Source organism: Streptomyces sp. NPDC005805 (assembly GCF_040630445.1).
Lineage (GTDB): Bacteria > Actinomycetota > Actinomycetes > Streptomycetales > Streptomycetaceae > Streptomyces.
In genome coordinates, this window is the sequence record NZ_JBEXXN010000010.1 from 122,719 (window position 1) to 139,071 (window position 16,353).

General features: G+C 72.9%; 15 protein-coding genes. 2 read left to right on the plus strand and 13 right to left on the minus strand.

What is annotated here, in order from left to right; translation table 11 throughout:
* Positions 1–155 precede the first annotated feature (155 nt).
* From ABZ457_RS08605 to ABZ457_RS08650, 10 genes are all read right to left on the minus strand, one after another.
* A complete protein-coding gene (locus tag ABZ457_RS08605; RefSeq protein WP_359155350.1) occupies positions 156–599 on the minus strand; it encodes a type II 3-dehydroquinate dehydratase in 444 nt (147 codons plus the stop codon).
* Complete coding sequence (aroB, locus tag ABZ457_RS08610) at positions 596–1,690, minus strand: 3-dehydroquinate synthase (RefSeq protein ID WP_359155352.1); 1,095 nt, start codon at positions 1,688–1,690, stop codon at positions 596–598. The genes ABZ457_RS08605 and aroB overlap by 4 nt, the downstream gene beginning before the upstream one ends.
* Positions 1,687–2,262: a shikimate kinase gene (locus tag ABZ457_RS08615; protein ID WP_359155354.1), complete on the minus strand. Its 576-nt coding sequence runs from the start codon at positions 2,260–2,262 to the stop codon at positions 1,687–1,689. Before ABZ457_RS08615 ends, aroB begins: the two co-directional genes overlap by 4 nt.
* Positions 2,259–3,443 carry a chorismate synthase gene (gene aroC, locus ABZ457_RS08620; protein ID WP_359155356.1) on the minus strand — a complete coding sequence of 395 codons (1,185 nt, stop codon included), beginning with the start codon at positions 3,441–3,443 and terminating at the stop codon, positions 2,259–2,261. Before aroC ends, ABZ457_RS08615 begins: the two co-directional genes overlap by 4 nt.
* Positions 3,444–3,690: 247 nt before the next feature.
* The gene (locus tag ABZ457_RS08625) at positions 3,691–4,554 is read right to left on the minus strand and encodes a shikimate dehydrogenase (RefSeq protein WP_359155358.1); all 864 of its coding nucleotides are present in this window, start codon (positions 4,552–4,554) and stop codon (positions 3,691–3,693) included.
* Complete coding sequence (gene mltG / locus ABZ457_RS08630) at positions 4,544–6,334, minus strand: endolytic transglycosylase MltG (protein WP_359155360.1); 1,791 nt, start codon at positions 6,332–6,334, stop codon at positions 4,544–4,546. Before mltG ends, ABZ457_RS08625 begins: the two co-directional genes overlap by 11 nt.
* Positions 6,335–6,435: 101 nt before the next feature.
* Complete coding sequence (gene ruvX, locus ABZ457_RS08635; protein ID WP_359155389.1) at positions 6,436–6,900, minus strand: Holliday junction resolvase RuvX; 465 nt, start codon at positions 6,898–6,900, stop codon at positions 6,436–6,438.
* Between the two features lie 47 nt (positions 6,901–6,947).
* On the minus strand, positions 6,948–9,617 hold the full coding sequence (gene alaS / locus ABZ457_RS08640) for an alanine--tRNA ligase (RefSeq protein ID WP_359155362.1): 2,670 nt from the start codon (positions 9,615–9,617) through the stop codon (positions 6,948–6,950).
* A complete protein-coding gene (locus tag ABZ457_RS08645) occupies positions 9,617–10,012 on the minus strand; it encodes a hypothetical protein (RefSeq protein WP_359155364.1) in 396 nt (131 codons plus the stop codon). The genes alaS and ABZ457_RS08645 overlap by 1 nt, the downstream gene beginning before the upstream one ends.
* Positions 10,013–10,021: 9 nt before the next feature.
* Positions 10,022–10,450: a DUF948 domain-containing protein gene (locus ABZ457_RS08650; RefSeq protein WP_359155366.1), complete on the minus strand. Its 429-nt coding sequence runs from the start codon at positions 10,448–10,450 to the stop codon at positions 10,022–10,024.
* A gap of 210 nt (positions 10,451–10,660) precedes the next feature.
* On the opposite strand from ABZ457_RS08650, the gene ABZ457_RS08655 reads away from it, so the two are divergent.
* Entirely contained in the window at positions 10,661–12,865 is a 2,205-nt protein-coding gene (locus tag ABZ457_RS08655) for an AAA family ATPase (protein WP_359155368.1), read from the plus strand.
* Between the two features lie 30 nt (positions 12,866–12,895).
* Here the strand turns inward: ABZ457_RS08655 and rpsD are convergent, their stop codons facing one another.
* The gene (gene rpsD / locus ABZ457_RS08660; protein ID WP_018850070.1) at positions 12,896–13,510 is read right to left on the minus strand and encodes a 30S ribosomal protein S4; all 615 of its coding nucleotides are present in this window, start codon (positions 13,508–13,510) and stop codon (positions 12,896–12,898) included.
* Between the two features lie 206 nt (positions 13,511–13,716).
* Between rpsD and ABZ457_RS08665 the strand changes: the two genes are divergently transcribed.
* Positions 13,717–14,412 carry a DUF2470 domain-containing protein gene (locus tag ABZ457_RS08665; RefSeq protein ID WP_359155371.1) on the plus strand — a complete coding sequence of 232 codons (696 nt, stop codon included), beginning with the start codon at positions 13,717–13,719 and terminating at the stop codon, positions 14,410–14,412.
* A gap of 79 nt (positions 14,413–14,491) precedes the next feature.
* Here the strand turns inward: ABZ457_RS08665 and ABZ457_RS08670 are convergent, their stop codons facing one another.
* Entirely contained in the window at positions 14,492–15,859 is a 1,368-nt protein-coding gene (locus ABZ457_RS08670) for a replication-associated recombination protein A (RefSeq protein ID WP_359155373.1), read from the minus strand.
* Positions 15,860–15,934: 75 nt separating this feature from the next.
* Positions 15,935–16,353: vitamin K epoxide reductase family protein (locus ABZ457_RS08675; RefSeq protein WP_359155375.1), on the minus strand; the 419-nt coding region annotated here is incomplete at its 5' end.

Below are 16,353 nucleotides of genomic sequence, written 5' to 3' on the forward strand. Positions count from 1 at the left end.
CCGAACGGTACCTTCCCGAAGCCGTTCCGATGTGCGACCGTGACCAGTCGCTCTTCTCACAACGGCCGGATGTCTCCCGAAGTGCCCCGCATGCCCGGCCCGTTCGGCGTCACCGGGCCGGGGTGGCCGGGTCGGCCACCCCCGCGCCGCGGGCGTCAGGCGTCGGCAAGCTCCTCCGCCAGCGCCCGCAGCGCCAGCCGGTAGGAGCCGATGCCGAAGCCGGCGACGGTCCCGCTGGCGACGGCCGCCACCACCGAGGTGTGCCGGAACGCCTCGCGCGTGTACGGGTTGGAGATGTGCACCTCGATCAGCGGCGCGGTCCGCTGGGCCGCCGCGTCCCGCATGCCGTACGAGTAGTGCGTGAAGGCGCCCGGGTTGAGAACGACCGGAATCGATCCGTCGGCGGCCTCGTGGAGCCAGCGGATCATCTCCCCCTCGTCGTTGGTCTCGCGCACCTCGACGTCGAGGCCCAGCTCCTTGCCGAGGGTCCGGCAGGACTCCACCAGACCCGCGTAGGAGGTGGAGCCGTAGACATCGGGCTCCCGGGAGCCGAGGCGGCCGAGGTTGGGGCCGTTGAGCACCAGCGTCCGGCGGCTCACGCGGACACCTCGCCGTACGCCGCGAGCAGAACGGCCGGGTCCGGGCCCTCCAGGACGGTCGGCCGGGCGAGGCCGTCCAGCACGATGAAGCGCAGCAGGTTGCCCCGGGACTTCTTGTCGACCCGCATGGTCTCCAGCAGCTTGGGCCACTGGTCGCCCCGGTAGGTCAGCGGCAGCCCGACGGACTCCAGGATCGTGCGGTGCCGGTCGGCCGTGGCGTCGTCCAGCCGCCCGGCGAGGCGGCCGAGTTCGGCGGCGAAGACCATGCCGACGGAGACGGCCGCGCCGTGCCGCCACTTGTAGCGCTCGTTCTTCTCGATCGCGTGCGCGAGGGTGTGGCCGTAGTTGAGGATCTCGCGGAGCCCGGACTCCTTGAGGTCGCTGGAGACGACGTCGGCCTTGACCCGGATGGAGCGCTCGATCAGCTCCGCGGTGTGCGGCCCGGCGGGGGTGCGCGCGCCCTCGGGGTCGGACTCGACCAAGTCCAGGATGACCGGGTCGGCGATGAAGCCGGCCTTGATGATCTCGGCCATGCCGCTGACGTAGTCGTGCACGGGGAGGGAGTCCAGGGCGGCCAGGTCGCAGAGGACCCCGGCGGGCGGGTGGAAGGCGCCCACCAGGTTCTTGCCCTCGGCGGTGTTGATGCCCGTCTTGCCGCCGACCGCCGCGTCCACCATGGCCAGCACGGTCGTCGGCACGGCGATCCAGCGCACCCCGCGCAGCCAGGTCGCCGCGACGAACCCGGCCAGGTCGGTGGTGGCGCCGCCGCCGACGCCCACGATCACATCGCTGCGGGTGAAGCCGGTCTGGCCGAGGGCCTTCCAGCAGTAGGCGGCGACCTCGGCGGTCTTGGCCTCCTCCGCATTGGGGACCTGGATGTTGACGGCCTCGTACCCCTGGTCGGCGAGGTCGGTGCGCAGGGCCTCGCCCGTCTCGGCGAGGGCCTCGGGGTGGATGACGGCGACCCGGCGCACACCGGGGCCGATCAGCCCGCCCAGCTCGCCCAGGAGCTGCCGGCCGATCAGCACCTCGTACGGGTCGGTGCCGGCCGTGCCGCCGACCTGGATACGCGTCACTGCCTGGTCGGTCACTGCTTCTCCTGCCGGGTGTCCGGGTTGTGCCGGGTCTCGGGGGACGGCTCCCCCGGGGCGCGGCCCTTCGGTTCCAGTGCGTCGAGGACGGCCTGGGCGACCTCCTCGGGGGTGCGGCCGTCGGTGGCGACGACCGCGCGGGCGACCTCGGTGTAGAGGTGGCGGCGGGCGTCCATCAGCTCGCGCCACTGGCGGCGCGGGTTGACGGCGAGCAGCGGGCGGGCGGTGTTCAGCCCGACCCGGCGCACGGCCTCCTCCACGTCCATCGAGAGGTAGACCACCGGCAGCCCGGCGAGCAGCGCCCGGGTGCCGTCGTCCAGGACGGCACCGCCGCCGAGGGAGAGGACGCCGGTGTGGCCGGTGACGGCGGCCCGCACGGCGGCCCGCTCCAGGGCCCGGAAGTGCTCCTCGCCGTCCTCGACGAAGATGTCCGAGATCTCGCGGCCCTCGGCGGCGACGATGTCGGCGTCGGTGTCCCGGTAGGGGACGCCGAGCCGGCCGGCGAGCAGCTCGCCGACCGTCGACTTGCCCGAGCCCATCGGCCCGACGAGAACGATCAGCGGGGCGGTCACCGGATGTGCAGGTTGTCGAGGTAGGACCGCACATTGCGGCGGGTCTCGGTGACGCTGTCGCCGCCGAACTTCTCGGCGACGGCGTCCGCCAGGACCAGCGCGACCATGGCCTCGGCGACGATGCCGGCCGCCGGGACCGCGCACACGTCGGAGCGCTGGTGGTGGGCGGCGGCGGGCTCGCCGGTCTCCACGTCCACGGTCTTCAGGGCGCGGGGCACGGTGGCGATGGGCTTCATCGCGGCGCGCACGCGCAGCAGCTCGCCGGTGCTCATCCCGCCCTCGGTGCCGCCGGAGCGGCCGGAGGTGCGCCGGATGCCCTCGTCGGTGGGGACGATCTCGTCGTGCGCCTGGGAGCCGGGGACGCGGGCGAGGTCGAAGCCGTCGCCGACCTCCACGCCCTTGATCGCCTGGATGCCCATGAGCGCGGCGGCGAGCCGGGCGTCGAGCCGCCGGTCCCAGTGGACGTGCGAGCCGAGGCCGACCGGCACCCCGTACGCCAGCACCTCGACGACACCGCCGAGGGTGTCGCCGTCCTTGTGGGCCTGGTCGATCTCGGCGACCATCGCCTTGCTCGCGTCGGCGTCCAGGCAGCGCACCGGGTCGGCGTCCAGCTTCTCGACGTCGGCGGGGGTCGGGTAGACGCCGTAGGGGGCCTTGGCGGCGGCGAGCTCCACGACATGGGAGACGATCTCGATGCCCGCGGTCTCCTTGAGGTAGGAGCGGGCCACCGCGCCCAGCGCGACGCGGGCGGCGGTCTCCCGGGCGCTGGCGCGCTCCAGGACCGGGCGGGCCTCGTCGAGGGCGTACTTCTGCATCCCGGCGAGGTCGGCGTGGCCGGGGCGGGGGCGGGTCAGGGGCGCGTTGCGGGCGAGGGCGGCGAGCTCGTCGGGGTCGACGGGGTCGGCCGCCATGACCTTCTCCCACTTGGGCCACTCGGTGTTGCCGACCATGACGGCGACCGGGGAGCCCATGGTCAGCCCGTGGCGCACCCCGCCGAGGAAGGTGACCTCGTCGCGCTCGAACTTCATCCGCGCACCGCGCCCGTAGCCGAGGCGCCGCCGGGCGAGGTGGTCCGCCACCATGTCGGTGGTGACGGGGACACCGGCGGGAAGACCCTCCAGCGTCGCCACCAGTGCGGGTCCGTGCGACTCGCCCGCGGTCAGCCAACGCAACCTGCTCAACGGTGCTCCTCATGCTCGCGCTCAGAACTGCGGCGGCGCGGCCCGGGGCTCCCGGCGGGTACGGCCGGGATCACGGCCCTGGTACGCCTGCCCCGATCCTCCCATGTCCGGGAAGGCGTCCCGGACACCGTCCCATCAGGCGGACGTCCGCCGAGACGCGTACGGGCCCCGCCCACGAGAGCGGGCGGGCGCGTCAGGCGGAGGCGTGGCGGGGCCGGGACCGGCGGGCGAGAGGCGGGCGGGCGCGTCAGGCGGAGGCGTGGCGGGCGGCGAGGGCCCCCTCGCCCGCGCGGCGCATCGCGGCGAGCGGCGCGGGCGTCCGGCCGGTCATCTGCTCGACCTGGAGGACGGCCTGGTGCACCAGCAGGTCCAGCCCGCCGACCACCGCTCCGCCGCGCGCCGCCCAGGCGGCGGCCAGGCGGGTGGGCCAGGGCTCGTAGAGGACGTCGAAGAGGGTGCCGGGGGCCTCGGGCACGGCCGCGGCGAGGGCGTCGGTGGTGCCCTCCGGGGTGGTGGCGACGACCAGGGGCGCGCGCAGGGCCTCGGCGGCGTCCGCCCAGTCGGCGGTCCGGACGTCGACGCCCAGCCGCTCGCCCCAGCCGCGCATCTCCTCGGCGCGGGTGGCGCTGCGGACATAGGCGGTGACGGGTCCGGTGCAGAGGCGGGAGAGCGCGGCCAGGGCCGAGGAGGCCGTGGCTCCGGCGCCGAGGATTGCGGCGGACTCCACCGTCGCCACGCCGCGTTCGCGCAGGGCGGCGATCATGCCGGGGATGTCGGTGTTGTCGCCGAGCCGGCGGCCGTCCCCGGTGAAGACGACGGTGTTGACCGCCTCGACCGAGGCGGCGGTGTCGCTGACGCCGTCCAGCAGCGGGATGACCGCGCGCTTGAGCGGCATGGTGAGCGAGAGGCCCGCCCAGAAGGCGTCGAGTCCGGCCAGAAAGGCGGGGAGGGCGGCCTCGTCGACCTCGAAGCGGTCGTAGGACCAGCCGGTGAGGCCGAGTTCGGCGTAGGCGGCGCGGTGCAGCACCGGGGAGAGCGAGTGGGCGATGGGCGAGCCGAGCACGGCGGCCCGCCGGCCCGTATCGCTCCCCGGACCGCAGCTAGCTGTCATTGAACTTCTTCTTCAGCTTCAGGAAGTCGTCGTGGTTCTTGGCGAACTCCGTCACCTCCATGCCGTCGGTCGCCACGAAGTACATCCAGCCGTCCTCGGTCGGGCTGAGTGCGGCGGTGATGGCCTCGTTGCCCGGGTTGCTGATCGGCCCCGGGGTCAGACCCCTCTGGGTGTAGGTGTTGTACGGGTCCTGGTTCTTGTTGATCTCCGCCTCGGAGATGTCGATATTGCTCTGGCCCTTGAGGTAGTTGAACGCCGAGTCGAACTGGAGGAGCTGGTTGGTCTCGGTGTTGGTGGGCTTGAGGCGGTTGTAGACGACCTCGGACATCTTGCGGAAGTCGTCCTCCGTCTTGCCCTCGACCTGGACCAGGCTGGCGACGGTCAGCAGTTCCCACGGGTTCTTCAGCCCGAGTCCCTGGGCCTTGCCCTCCAGGTCGGCCTTCTCGTACTCCTGGTTGGCCCGGTTGACCATCTTCTTCAGCAGCACCTCGGGGGCGGTGCCCTTGGGGGCCGGGTAGGCGGCCGGGAAGAGGAAGCCCTCCAGGGGGTCCTTGACGTTCTTGTGGCCCTTGGCCCAGTCGGGGAGGCCGAGGGTGCCGGCCTTCTCCTTGGCCACCTTGGCGGTGGTGCCGGGCTTCAGCTCCAGGCGCTTGTCGACCAGCTCGTAGACCCGGGCATTGCGCGTGCCCTCGCCGAAGACCAGGTTGTCCCGGCTGGCGGGGTCGAGCATCAGCTCGACCGCGGCCTTGCCGGACATCTCCTTCTTCAGGACATAGCCGCCGTCCTGGATGCTGGTGCCCTTGGGGTTGTCGTTCTGCGCCTGGATGAAGGCGTCGACGCTCTTGACGACGCCTTCCGCCTTGAGGATCTGGCCGATCTGGGCGCCCGTGGCGCCCTTGGGGATCTCGACGACCGCCTGGCCGGATCCCGCCCCCGCGAAGTCCTCGACCTTGTCCCGGTTCTGCCAGAACTGGTAGCCGAAGTACGCGGCACCGCCGGCGCCGCCCACCAGGACCGCGGCGACGACCAGGCAGGCCAGGCCGTTGCGGCTCTTGCGCTTGCCCTTGCCCCGGCCGCCTCCGCCGTCGTGGCGCTCGTCCGGGTCGTCGTCCTCGTCGTCGTAGCCGTCGTCGTCCGGGTCCTCGTCGCGCCGGCGTCCGCCGCGGCGCTCGCTGGGGGCGTCCTGGCCGGTGAAGAAGGGGTGGTCCTCCTCCTTCGCCGCCTCGGCGTCCCAGTCGGTGGGGGCCTCCGGCTCGGGCGGCGGCGGTGGGGCGGGGCGGCCCCGGCGGGCGGGGGGTTCGGGGGGCGGGTACGCCTCGGTGGTGCCGTAGTAGTCGGCCTCCTGGCGGCTGCCGTAGCCCGCGGGGGCTCCGCCGTAGCCGCCGGCCTGGTCGGCACCGTAGGGCACGGCCGTCTGCTGACTCGTGTCCCATGAGGGGTCGTAGGGCTGCCCGCCGCCGTACTGCTGCTGGTGCTGCTGGGCGGCGTACTGGCCGGTGTCGTACTGACCGCTGTCGTACTGCTGTCCGCCGCCCTGGGTGCCGTACTGCTGCTGGTGCTGATGCTGCTGGTGGCCGTACCGCTGCTGGTCGTAGCCGCCCTGGTAGGGCTGCTGGTGACCGTAGGGGGCCTCGCCGCCCTGGCCCTGGGGGTACTGCTGCTGCCCGGCGTCGTAACCGCCCTGGCCCGAGGCGTCCCGGCCACCCCATCCCTGGTCCCCGTAGAGAGGATCCTCGGGATGCCACGGTTCGGAGCCGGGGCCCCGGCCATACTCAGTCATCGATCCCCTAGGGCCGCGAGGCGGTGCGGACGGTTCGCCTCTTGTCTGTGCGGCGGCTGTTCGGACACGGCCGCATCGCGCGGAACGTTACCGTATCGCGATCAGACAATCGTTTCGACGCCCTCTCCTGGCGGATTGCCGGACACCCGTTCGGACTCCAGGGCGTTCTGGAGGATGACGACGGCGGCCGCCTGGTCGACCACCGAGCGGCCCTTCTTCGACTTCACGCCCGAGGCGCGCAGCCCCTGGGTGGCCGTCACCGTGGTCATGCGCTCGTCGACCAGCCGCACCGGGACCGGCTTGATCCCCTGGGCCAGGGTCCGGGCGAAGGAGCGGACCTTCTTGGCCGCCGGGCCCTCCCCGCCGCTCAGCGAGCGGGGCAGGCCCACGACGACCTCGATCGGCTCGTACTCCTCGACCAGCTGGCGCAACCGCCGGTGGGCGGCAGGGACGTCACGTCCCGGCACGGTCTCCACCGGGGTGGCGAGGACCCCGTCGGGGTCGCACGAGGCGACCCCGATCCGGGCGTCCCCCACGTCGATCGCGAGCCGCCGGCCGCGGCGCATCCCCGCCGGGCCGGCGTCCGCACCGGACGTCGCACCGGTCACGCCCGTCACGCCTTCTCGGCGACGAGGCGCTCGACGGCGGCGATGGCGTCCGTCACGGCCTCCGGGTTCTGGCCGCCGCCCTGGGCGACGTCCGGCTTGCCGCCGCCTCCGCCGCCGAGGGCCCCGGCGGCGGTGCGCACCAGGTCGCCGGCCTTGAGGCCGCGCTCGCGGGCGGCCTCGTTGGTGGCGACGACCGTGAGCGGACGGCCGTTGGTGACGGCGAACACGGCGACGACGGCCGGGCGGTCGCCCGGGATGCGGCCGCGCACGTCGAGGACGAGCTTGCGCAGGTCGTCGGCGCCGGTGCCGTCCGGGACGGTGCCGGTGACCAGGGCCACCCCGCGCACGTCCTTGGCGCCCTCGGCGAGACCGGCGGCGGCGCCGAGCACCTTCTCCGCGCGGAACTTCTCGATCTCCTTCTCGGCGTCCTTCAGCTTGCCGAGCATGGCGGCGATCTTCTCCGGCAGCTCCTCGGAGCGGCCCTTGACCAGCTCCTGGAGCTGGGCGACGACCGTGTGCTCCTTGGCGAGGAAGTTGTACGCGTCCACGCCGACCAGGGCCTCGACGCGGCGCACACCGGAGCCGATGGAGGACTCGCCGAGCAGCTTGACCAGGCCGAGCTGGGCGGTGTTGTGGACGTGGGTGCCGCCGCACAGCTCCTTGGAGAAGTCGCCGATGGTGACCACGCGCACCCGCTCGCCGTACTTCTCGCCGAACTCGGCGATGGCGCCCTGCTTCTTGGCCTCGTCGATGCTCATGACCTCGGCGTGGACGTCGAGTTCACGCGAGAGGACCTCGTTGATCTTCTGCTCGACGTCGGTCAGGACCGTGCCGGGGACGGCGTTGGGCGAGCCGAAGTCGAAGCGGAAGCGGCCCGGGGAGTTCTCCGAACCGGCCTGGGCGGCCGTCGGGCCGAGGGCGTCGCGCAGCGCCTGGTGGGTGAGGTGGGTGGCGCTGTGGGCGCGGGCGATGGCCCGGCGGCGGCGCACGTCGATGGCGGCGTACGCGTAGGCGCCGACGGTGACCTCGCCGACCTGGACGACGCCCTTGTGCACGCTGACGCCCGGCACGGGCTGCTGTACATCGCGGACCTCGATGACCGCGCCGGAGTCCAGCCGGATACGGCCCTGGTCGGCGAGCTGGCCGCCGCCCTCGGCGTAGAACGGGGTGCGGTCGAGGACGACCTCGACCTCGTCGCCCTCGGAGGCGGCCGGGGAGGAGACGCCGTCGACCAGCAGGCCGACGACCGTGGACTCGCCCTCGGTCGATCCGTAGCCGGTGAACTCGGTGGTCCCGGCGGTGTCGGCGACCTCGCGGTAGGCGGACAGGTCGGCGTGGCCGGTCTTCTTGGCCTTGGCGTCGGCCTTGGCGCGCTCCCGCTGCTCCTTCATCAGGCGGCGGAAGCCGTCCTCGTCCACCGAGAGGCCCTGCTCGGCGGCCATCTCCAGGGTGAGGTCGATCGGGAAGCCCCAGGTGTCGTGGAGCAGGAACGCCTTGTCGCCGGAGAGGACGGTGCCGCCGGCGGCCCTGGTCTCGGTGACGGCGGTGTCGAGGATGTTGGTGCCGCCCTTGAGGGCCTTGAGGAAGGCGGCCTCCTCGGCCAGGGCGACGGTCTCGATGCGGCCCCGGTCGGTGACCAGCTCGGGGTACTGCTGCCCCATGGTGTCGATGACGACGCCGACCAGGTCCTTGACGACCGGACCGGTGGCGCCGAGCAGGCGCATATTGCGGATGGCGCGGCGCATGATGCGGCGCAGCACATAGCCGCGGCCCTCGTTGCCGGGGGTGACGCCGTCGCCGATGAGCATGGTGGAGGTGCGGATGTGGTCGGCGACCACGCGCAGGGAGACGTCCGAGCCGTGCTCGGCGCCGTAGCGGACGCCGGTCAGCTCGGTGGCCTTGTCCATGACGACGCGCAGGGTGTCGGTCTCGTACATGTTCTGCACGCCCTGCAGGATCATGGCGAGACGTTCCAGGCCGAGGCCGGTGTCGATGTTCTTGCTCGGCAGGTCCCCGAGGATCGGGAAGTCCTCCTTGCCGTCACCGGCGCCGCGCTCGTACTGCATGAAGACCAGGTTCCAGATCTCCACGTAGCGCTCGTCGTTGACGGCCGGGCCACCCTCCTCGCCGAACTCCGGGCCGCGGTCGTAGTTGATCTCGGAGCACGGGCCGCAGGGGCCGGGGACGCCCATGGACCAGAAGTTGTCCTTCTTGCCCAGGCGCTGGATGCGCTCGGCCGGGACGCCGATCACGTCGCGCCAGATCTGCTCGGCCTCGTCGTCGTCGAGGTAGACGGTGATCCAGAGCTTCTCCGGCTCCAGGCCGTAACCGCCCTTGTCCTGGGGGCTGGTGAGCAGCTCCCAGGCGAGCTTGATGGCGCCTTCCTTGAAGTAGTCGCCGAAGGAGAAGTTGCCGCACATCTGGAAGAAGGTGCCGTGGCGGGTGGTCTTGCCGACCTCTTCGATGTCCGGGGTGCGCACGCACTTCTGCACGCTGGTGACGCGCGGGGCGGGCGGCTTGACCTCGCCGAGGAAGTACGGCTTGAAGGGGACCATGCCCGCGGGGACCAGCAGCAGAGTCGGGTCGTCCGCGATGAGCGACGCCGAAGGGACGACGGTGTGCCCGCGCTCCTCGAAGAAGCTCAGCCAGCGGCGGCGGATTTCAGCCGACTCCATCAGTGGTCCTCATTCCGGTTGTACGAGGTGCCGGGGCGGCCCCGGTCCTCGGTGGGGTTCTGCGTGGTGCGGTGGTTCCCGGCGGCGGTGCCGCGCAGGTAGGTGACGGGCGCGGGGCCGACGGCGGGCCGCCGGCCGCCGGCCGGGAGCACCCGCTCGGGATCGGGGTCGGCGTTCAGGCCCAGGACCTCGCCGAGTTCGGCCTCGCGCTGTGCCATCTGCGCGCGGACGTCGAGGGCGAGCTCCTTGAGGCGGTGGCCCGCTTCGACGGCCTTGTCGGCCGCCTGGGCGGCCAGGCTCTCGGGCGTGAGCCGCCGGAGCTTGCGGTTGACCTTGGTGGTGGCCCACACGCCGGCGGCTGCGCCCGCGGTGAACCAGAAGGTACGGCGGAACATGGTGATGCCTCAGCCCTTCCGCTTGCTGCGTCGTGCGCCCGGCAGGGTCCGGCCGACGACCACCGTGCGGCGGTCGCGGCGGGGCTCCGGGCCGTCCCCCCGGCCCAGCGCCCGGCGGACGCCGTAGCCGAAGGCGGCCACCTTCACCAGCGGGCCGCCGAAGGTGGAGGCGACGGTGGTGGAGAGCGCCGAGGCGTTGGAGGTGACCTCCTGGACATCGCTGGCGATCGCGTCGACCCGGTCGAGCTGGGTCTGCGCGGACCGCACGGCCGCGGAGGCCTCCGCGAGCAGGGGTACGGCCTGTTCGGACACGTCCGCCACGAGTCGGGTGGTCGCTCTGAGCGTCTGGGCCAGCCTCACCAGCACCACTGCGAGGAAGGACACCAGGATCGCCCAGAAGACGGCCACCAGAATCCCGGCAACCTCTCCACCGGTCACTGCGACACCGCTCTCTGTTCGGCTGCTCTGTTCGTCTTCTCTGTTCGGCGTCCGGGTTCGTCGTCCGGTACCTGAAGATTTCAGGTACCGACCCTATCGCGCCGGGACCGGCTCCCCGAACCGGATTACGGCCCCGGAGGCCCCCTCCCGCCGGGTCCCGGACAGGGGCGATTGTACGGAGCGCATACGCGTCGGTACGCTGCGTGCCCTATGCAGCGCTCACCCGGCCCCGGTGCCGCACCCGACCCGTCGTCCGGCCCCTCTCCCCTCCCCGGTCAGGGCCTCCTCCCCGCCGAAGTGAACCGGTTCGTCGGGCGCGAGGAGGAGGTGGCCGCCATCGGCGCGGCGCTCGGGACCGCGCGGCTGGTGACGGTCGCCGGGGCGGGCGGGATCGGCAAGACGCGCCTCGCACGGCGCGCCGCGGCAGCGCTGCAGAATCGGTACGTCGACGGGGTTCGCCAGGTGGAGCTGGCGCCGCTGCACGATCCCGGTCTGGTCGGGCACGCGCTGCTGGAGGCCCTGGGCGCCACCGACCACACGGACCGGCCGCCGCGCGAGGTCCTGCTCTCCCGGGTGGCCGGGCTCGAACTCCTGCTGCTGGTCGACGGTTTCGAGCACCTGGTGGAGGAGTGCGCCGAGCTGCTGGGCGCGATGCTGCGCCGGGCCCCCGGGCTGCGGGTGCTCGCGGCGGGGCGCAGGCCGCTGCGGCTGGCCGCCGAGTCGGTGCTGCCGCTGGGCCCGCTGCCGCCCGGGGACGCGGCGGAGCTGTTCGGGCACCGGGCGGCGGCGGTGCTGCCCGGCCGGGCACCGGAGAGCGGGGACGAGGAGCGGGTGCGGGAGCTGTGCCGGCGGCTGGACGGCATCCCGCTCGCCCTGGAGCTGGCCGCGGGACGGCTGCCCGCCCTGGGGCTCGCCGGGCTGCTGGACCGGCTGGACGACCGGTTCGCCCTGCTGACCGGCGGGGTGCGGGACGCGCTGCCCCGGCACCGGACCCTGCGGACCACGGTCGGCTGGAGCCATGAACTGTGCACGCCCGCCGAGCGGTTGCTGTGGGCGCGGCTCTCCGTCTTCGCCGGGCCCTTCGACCTGGAGGCGGCGGAGTACGTGTGCACCGGCCCGGACCTGCCCGCGGAGTCGGTCCTGGACGTCCTCGGCGAGCTGATCGCGCAGTCCGTGGTGGTGCGCGAGGACACCCCGACCGGGGTCCGCTACCGGATGCTGGACACGGTCCGCGCGTACGGCGCGGACTGGCTCGGGGCTCTCGGGGACGCCGAGCGGCTGCGCAGCCGCCACCGCGACTGGTACATGGGACTGGCCACCTGGAGCGAGCTGGAGTGGTTCAGCCCCCGGCAGCCGGAGATCGCCGCACTCACGGACAGCGCCCTGCCGAATCTGCGGGCTGCCCTGGAACTGTGCCTGGAGCGCCCGGAGGAGGCGCATCTGGGCCAGCATCTGGCGGGGACGCTGTGGTTCTCCTGGGTGGGGTGCGGGCGGCTGGCCGAGGGGCGGCACTGGCTGGAGCGGGCGCTGGCGCAGGGGACGCGCCACGAGGACGCCCGGCTCAAGGCGCTGTGGGTGCTCGGCTATGTCGCGGTCCTCCAGGGGGACGCGCCGGCGGCGGCCGCGGCCCTGCACGAGTGCGGCGAGGGCGCCCGGCGGACGGGGAACCGGGTCGCGGGCGCGTACGCGACGCACCGGCGGGGCTGTCTGGCGCTGCTGTCCGGTGACATGCCGCGTGCGGAGCGGCTGCTGCGGAGTGCGCTGGAGGCGTACGACGAGGCGGGCGAGCTGAACAGCAACGTCCTGATGGGCCGGGTCGAGCTGGCGATGAGTCTGGTCTTCCAGGGCCGCGCCGGGGACGCGGTCGCCCTCTGCCACGAGGTGCGGGAGGTGTGCGAGTCCTTCGGGGAGCAGTGGACCCGGGCGTACGCGCTGTACGTCCTGGCGCATGCGGCCTGGGCGGGGCAGGAGCACGGGCGGGCGCGGGCACTGCTGGTGGAGTGCGTCACGATCGACCACCGCTTCCACGACCTGGTGGGGCTGGTCCTGGCGATCGAGCTGCTGGCCCTGGTGACGGCCTCGGAGGGGGACGCGGTGGAGGCCGCGGTGCTGATGGGGGCGACGGCACCGGTGTGGGAGTCGGTGGGGGTGGCCCGTTTCGGCTCGGCCCACTTCGGGGCGCCGCGCGCGCTGTGCGAGGAGCAGACGCGGGCGAAGCTGGGGGCGGCCCGGTACGAGGAGTGCCTGCGCACCGGCCGGGCGCTGTCGCTGGACGCGGCGGTGGGCCGGGTGCTGGCCGCGCCCGGGGGTGTGCGGCCGGTGCCGCCGCGGCAGCGGACGGCACCGCCGGCGGCCCGTGAGACACCTCAGCCCGCCGGCCTCCCCACCGGGAACGGCGGGGAGACGGCGGGCTGAGGTGCTGCGGTGGGTACTGCGCCGGCTGGATCAGCGGGCGTAGTACTCGACGACGAGCTGCTCGTCGCAGATGACCGGGACTTCCTTGCGCTGCGGGTCGCGGTCCAGGCGGAACGCCAGGGCCTTCAGGTTGACCTGCAGGTAGCGGGGGGTCTCACCGTCGGCGGCGAAGCCACCCTCGCGGGCCACCTGGAAGAGGGCCTTGTCACGGGAGCGCTCGCGGACCATCACGACGTCGTCGGGGCGGACGCGGAAGGACGGCTTGTCGACCTTCTGGCCGTTGACCTCGATGTGGCCGTGGACGACCATCTGACGGGCCTGGTAGATGGTGCGGGCGATGCCCGAACGCAGGACCAGGGCGTCGAGGCGGCGCTCCAGCTCGATGACGAGCGCGTCACCGGTCTTGCCCTCGGCCTTCTTCGCGCGGTCGTAGGCGCGGGCCATCTGACGCTCGCTGATGTCGTACTGCGCGCGCAGACGCTGCTTCTCGAGCAGACGGACCTTGTAGTCCGAGTTCTGCTTGCGGCCACGGCCGTGCTCGCCCGGCGGGTAGGGGCGGGCCTCGAAGTACTTGACGGCCTTCGGCGTCAGCGCGATACCGAGCGCACGGGACTTCTTGACCTTGGGACGCGACTGGTTAGGCACGTTCTCCAGACCTCCATTGTAGGTTAGGTTAGGCTTACCTTACTCAAGGAGATCGCATGTCTCGCCCTGGGAACACCAAGCGCATCACGGACAGCACGAAGAACGCCGACGCAGCGTCGGACGTCGGGAAGACGTCGGGCGTCGAGGTGACGGAGGTCCGATCAGCTCATGGTCAGCCGCGTCCCAGCGGACTTGAAATCACCCGGATGCCGTCAGCAGCCGAGCGCACACGAACTCTCGTACAGAGTACATGCTCGGCCGTACTGCTCGTGCCCGGCGTCGAGACCGCCCTGCCCGAGCAGCTCGCCCCCCAGGCCCGTGCCGTGGGGCCCGACGGCGAGGTCTTCCTGCTCTTCCCCGCCGACTCCCCCGTCGTCCGCGCCGCCACCCACGCCCAGGACGACGAGTTGCCGGCCGTCCTGGAGATCACCGATGTGGCACCGGTCTCCGTCCCCAACCGTATCCGCGGCCGGGCCTGGCTCTCCGGCTGGCTGACCTGCGCCCCCGGCATCGCCTCCGAGCCCGGTCTGATGATGCTCCGGCTGGAGCTGGGCGAGGCCAGTGTGGACGACCTGTGGGGCGCGGGCGGTGTCGAGCCCGAAGCCTTCGCCGCGGCGGGCGTCGACCCGATCACGGCGTACGAGACCGAGTTGCTCCAGCACCTGGACGCCGGGCACTCCGACCAGGTGCAGGCCCTGTGCGGGCTGGTGGGCGACCGGCGGCTCGACGGCTCGGGCGCGGTGCGCCGGGCGGTACCGCTGGCCCTGGACCGCTTCGGGCTGCGGGTGCGGTTCACCGGTGAGCAGCCCTTCGACGCGCGCTTCGACTTTCCGGTGCCGGTCAGGGACATCACCGAACTGCGCCGGGCGATGCACGCGCTCTTCGAGGCGGCGGCCCGCTGACGGCCCGGCCGGGGCCGCCGGGTCCCTGCGGCCTGCCGGGTCCGCGGGTTCTGTCGGGTCCGCGGGGTCTGTCGGGTCGTCAGGACGAGGGTGGTTTCGCCTCGCCGCGCAGCCGCTCCCGCACCTTCTCCACCACGTCCGCGTACCGGGCCTCCGCGCCGTAGCGGGTGGGCTCGTAGTACCGGCGGCCGTGGACCGCGTCCGGCGCGTACTGCTGGGCGGCGATGGCGCCGGCCACGTCGTGCGGATAGACGTACCCCTGGGCGTGGCCCAGCTTGGCGGCGCCCTTGTAGTGGCCGTCGCGCAGATGGGCCGGGACCGGGCCCGCCATACCGCCGCGCACGTCCTGCTGGGCGGCGGAGATGGCGAGCGTCGCCGCGTTCGACTTGGGGGCGAGCGCCAGGGCGATGGTCGCGTGGCTGAGGGTGAGCGCGGCCTCCGGGAAGCCGATCATGGCCACCGCCTGGGCCGCGGCGACCGCGGTGGGCAGTGCGGTGGGGTCGGCGAGGCCGATGTCCTCGCTGGCCGAGATCATCAGCCGGCGGGCGATGAACCTCGGGTCCTCCCCCGCCTCGATCATGCGCGCCAGATAGTGCAGCGCCGCGTCCACGTCGGAGCCGCGGATGGACTTGATCAGGGCGCTGGCGACGTCGTAGTGCTGGTCGCCGTCCCGGTCGTACTTCACGGCCGCCCGGTCGACGGTCTCCTCGACGGTGGCGAGGCCGATCTCCTCCTCGCCCTTGTCGAGCGCCGCTCCCGCCGCGGCCTCCAGGGCGGTGAGCGCCCGGCGGGCGTCCCCGCCCGCGATGCGCAGCAGATGCCCGCGGGCCTCCTCGGCGAGCGCGATCCCGCCGCCGAGCCCCCGCTCCTCGGCGAGCGCCCGGTCCAGCAGCGCCGAGATGTCCTCGTCGGTGAGGGGTTCCAGGGTGAGCAGCAGGGAGCGGGAGAGCAGCGGGGAGATCACCGAGAAGTAGGGGTTCTCCGTGGTGGCCGCGATCAGGGTGACCCAGCGGTTCTCCACGGCGGGCAGCAGGGAGTCCTGCTGGGCCTTGGAGAAGCGGTGGATCTCGTCGAGGAAGAGGACGGTCTCCTTGCCGTATCCCCCGGCGGCCCGGCGGGCCCCGTCGATGACGGCCCGGACCTCCTTCACTCCGGCGGTGATCGCCGACAGCTCCACGAAACGCTTGTCGGTCGCCTTGGAGACGACATAGGCGAGGGTCGTCTTGCCGGTGCCCGGCGGCCCCCAGAGGATCACCGAGGAGGCACCCGCCCGGCTGCCGCCCGCGTCCCCGACGAGGCGGCGCAGCGGTGATCCGGGCTTGAGCAGGTGCTGCTGGCCGACGACCTCGTCCAGGACGCGGGGGCGCATGCGGACGGCCAGCGGACTGCTGGCCGGGTCCTTCTCCTGGCGGTCTTCGGCGGCGGCGGTGAACAGATCGGGCTCCACGCCGTGAAGCCTATGCCAGGGGTACGACAGTGCCCGCCGGGGACCGGAGGAGGTCCGCCGGCGGGCGGGGGCCGGTCAGGAGGTCCAGAAGTCCCACCAGCGGGTCAGGATCAGCATGCCGATGATCCCGATGTGCAGCACCGGCAGGACCCAGGTGAACTCCCCGAGGAAGGACCGCACCCCGGCGGGCGCCGGCAGGACCCCGTTGCGCACGTTGTGCGAGGTCACGTACCAGAACATGACGATGGTCCCGACCCAGGCCAGGCAGCACCACAGGCACAGGGCGTTGATCTCGTACAGGGACTGCTGCATCAGCCAGGTGCAGAAGCCGACCCCGAAGAGGCAGCCCGCGTTCAGCCCCAGCCAGAACCACTTCCGGTACCGGGCCCCGGCCACGATGCCCATGCCGATCGCGACGACCATCCCGTAGGTGACCAGCCCCAGCATCGGGTTCGGGAACCCGAACACCGACGCCTGCTCGCTCTTCATGATGT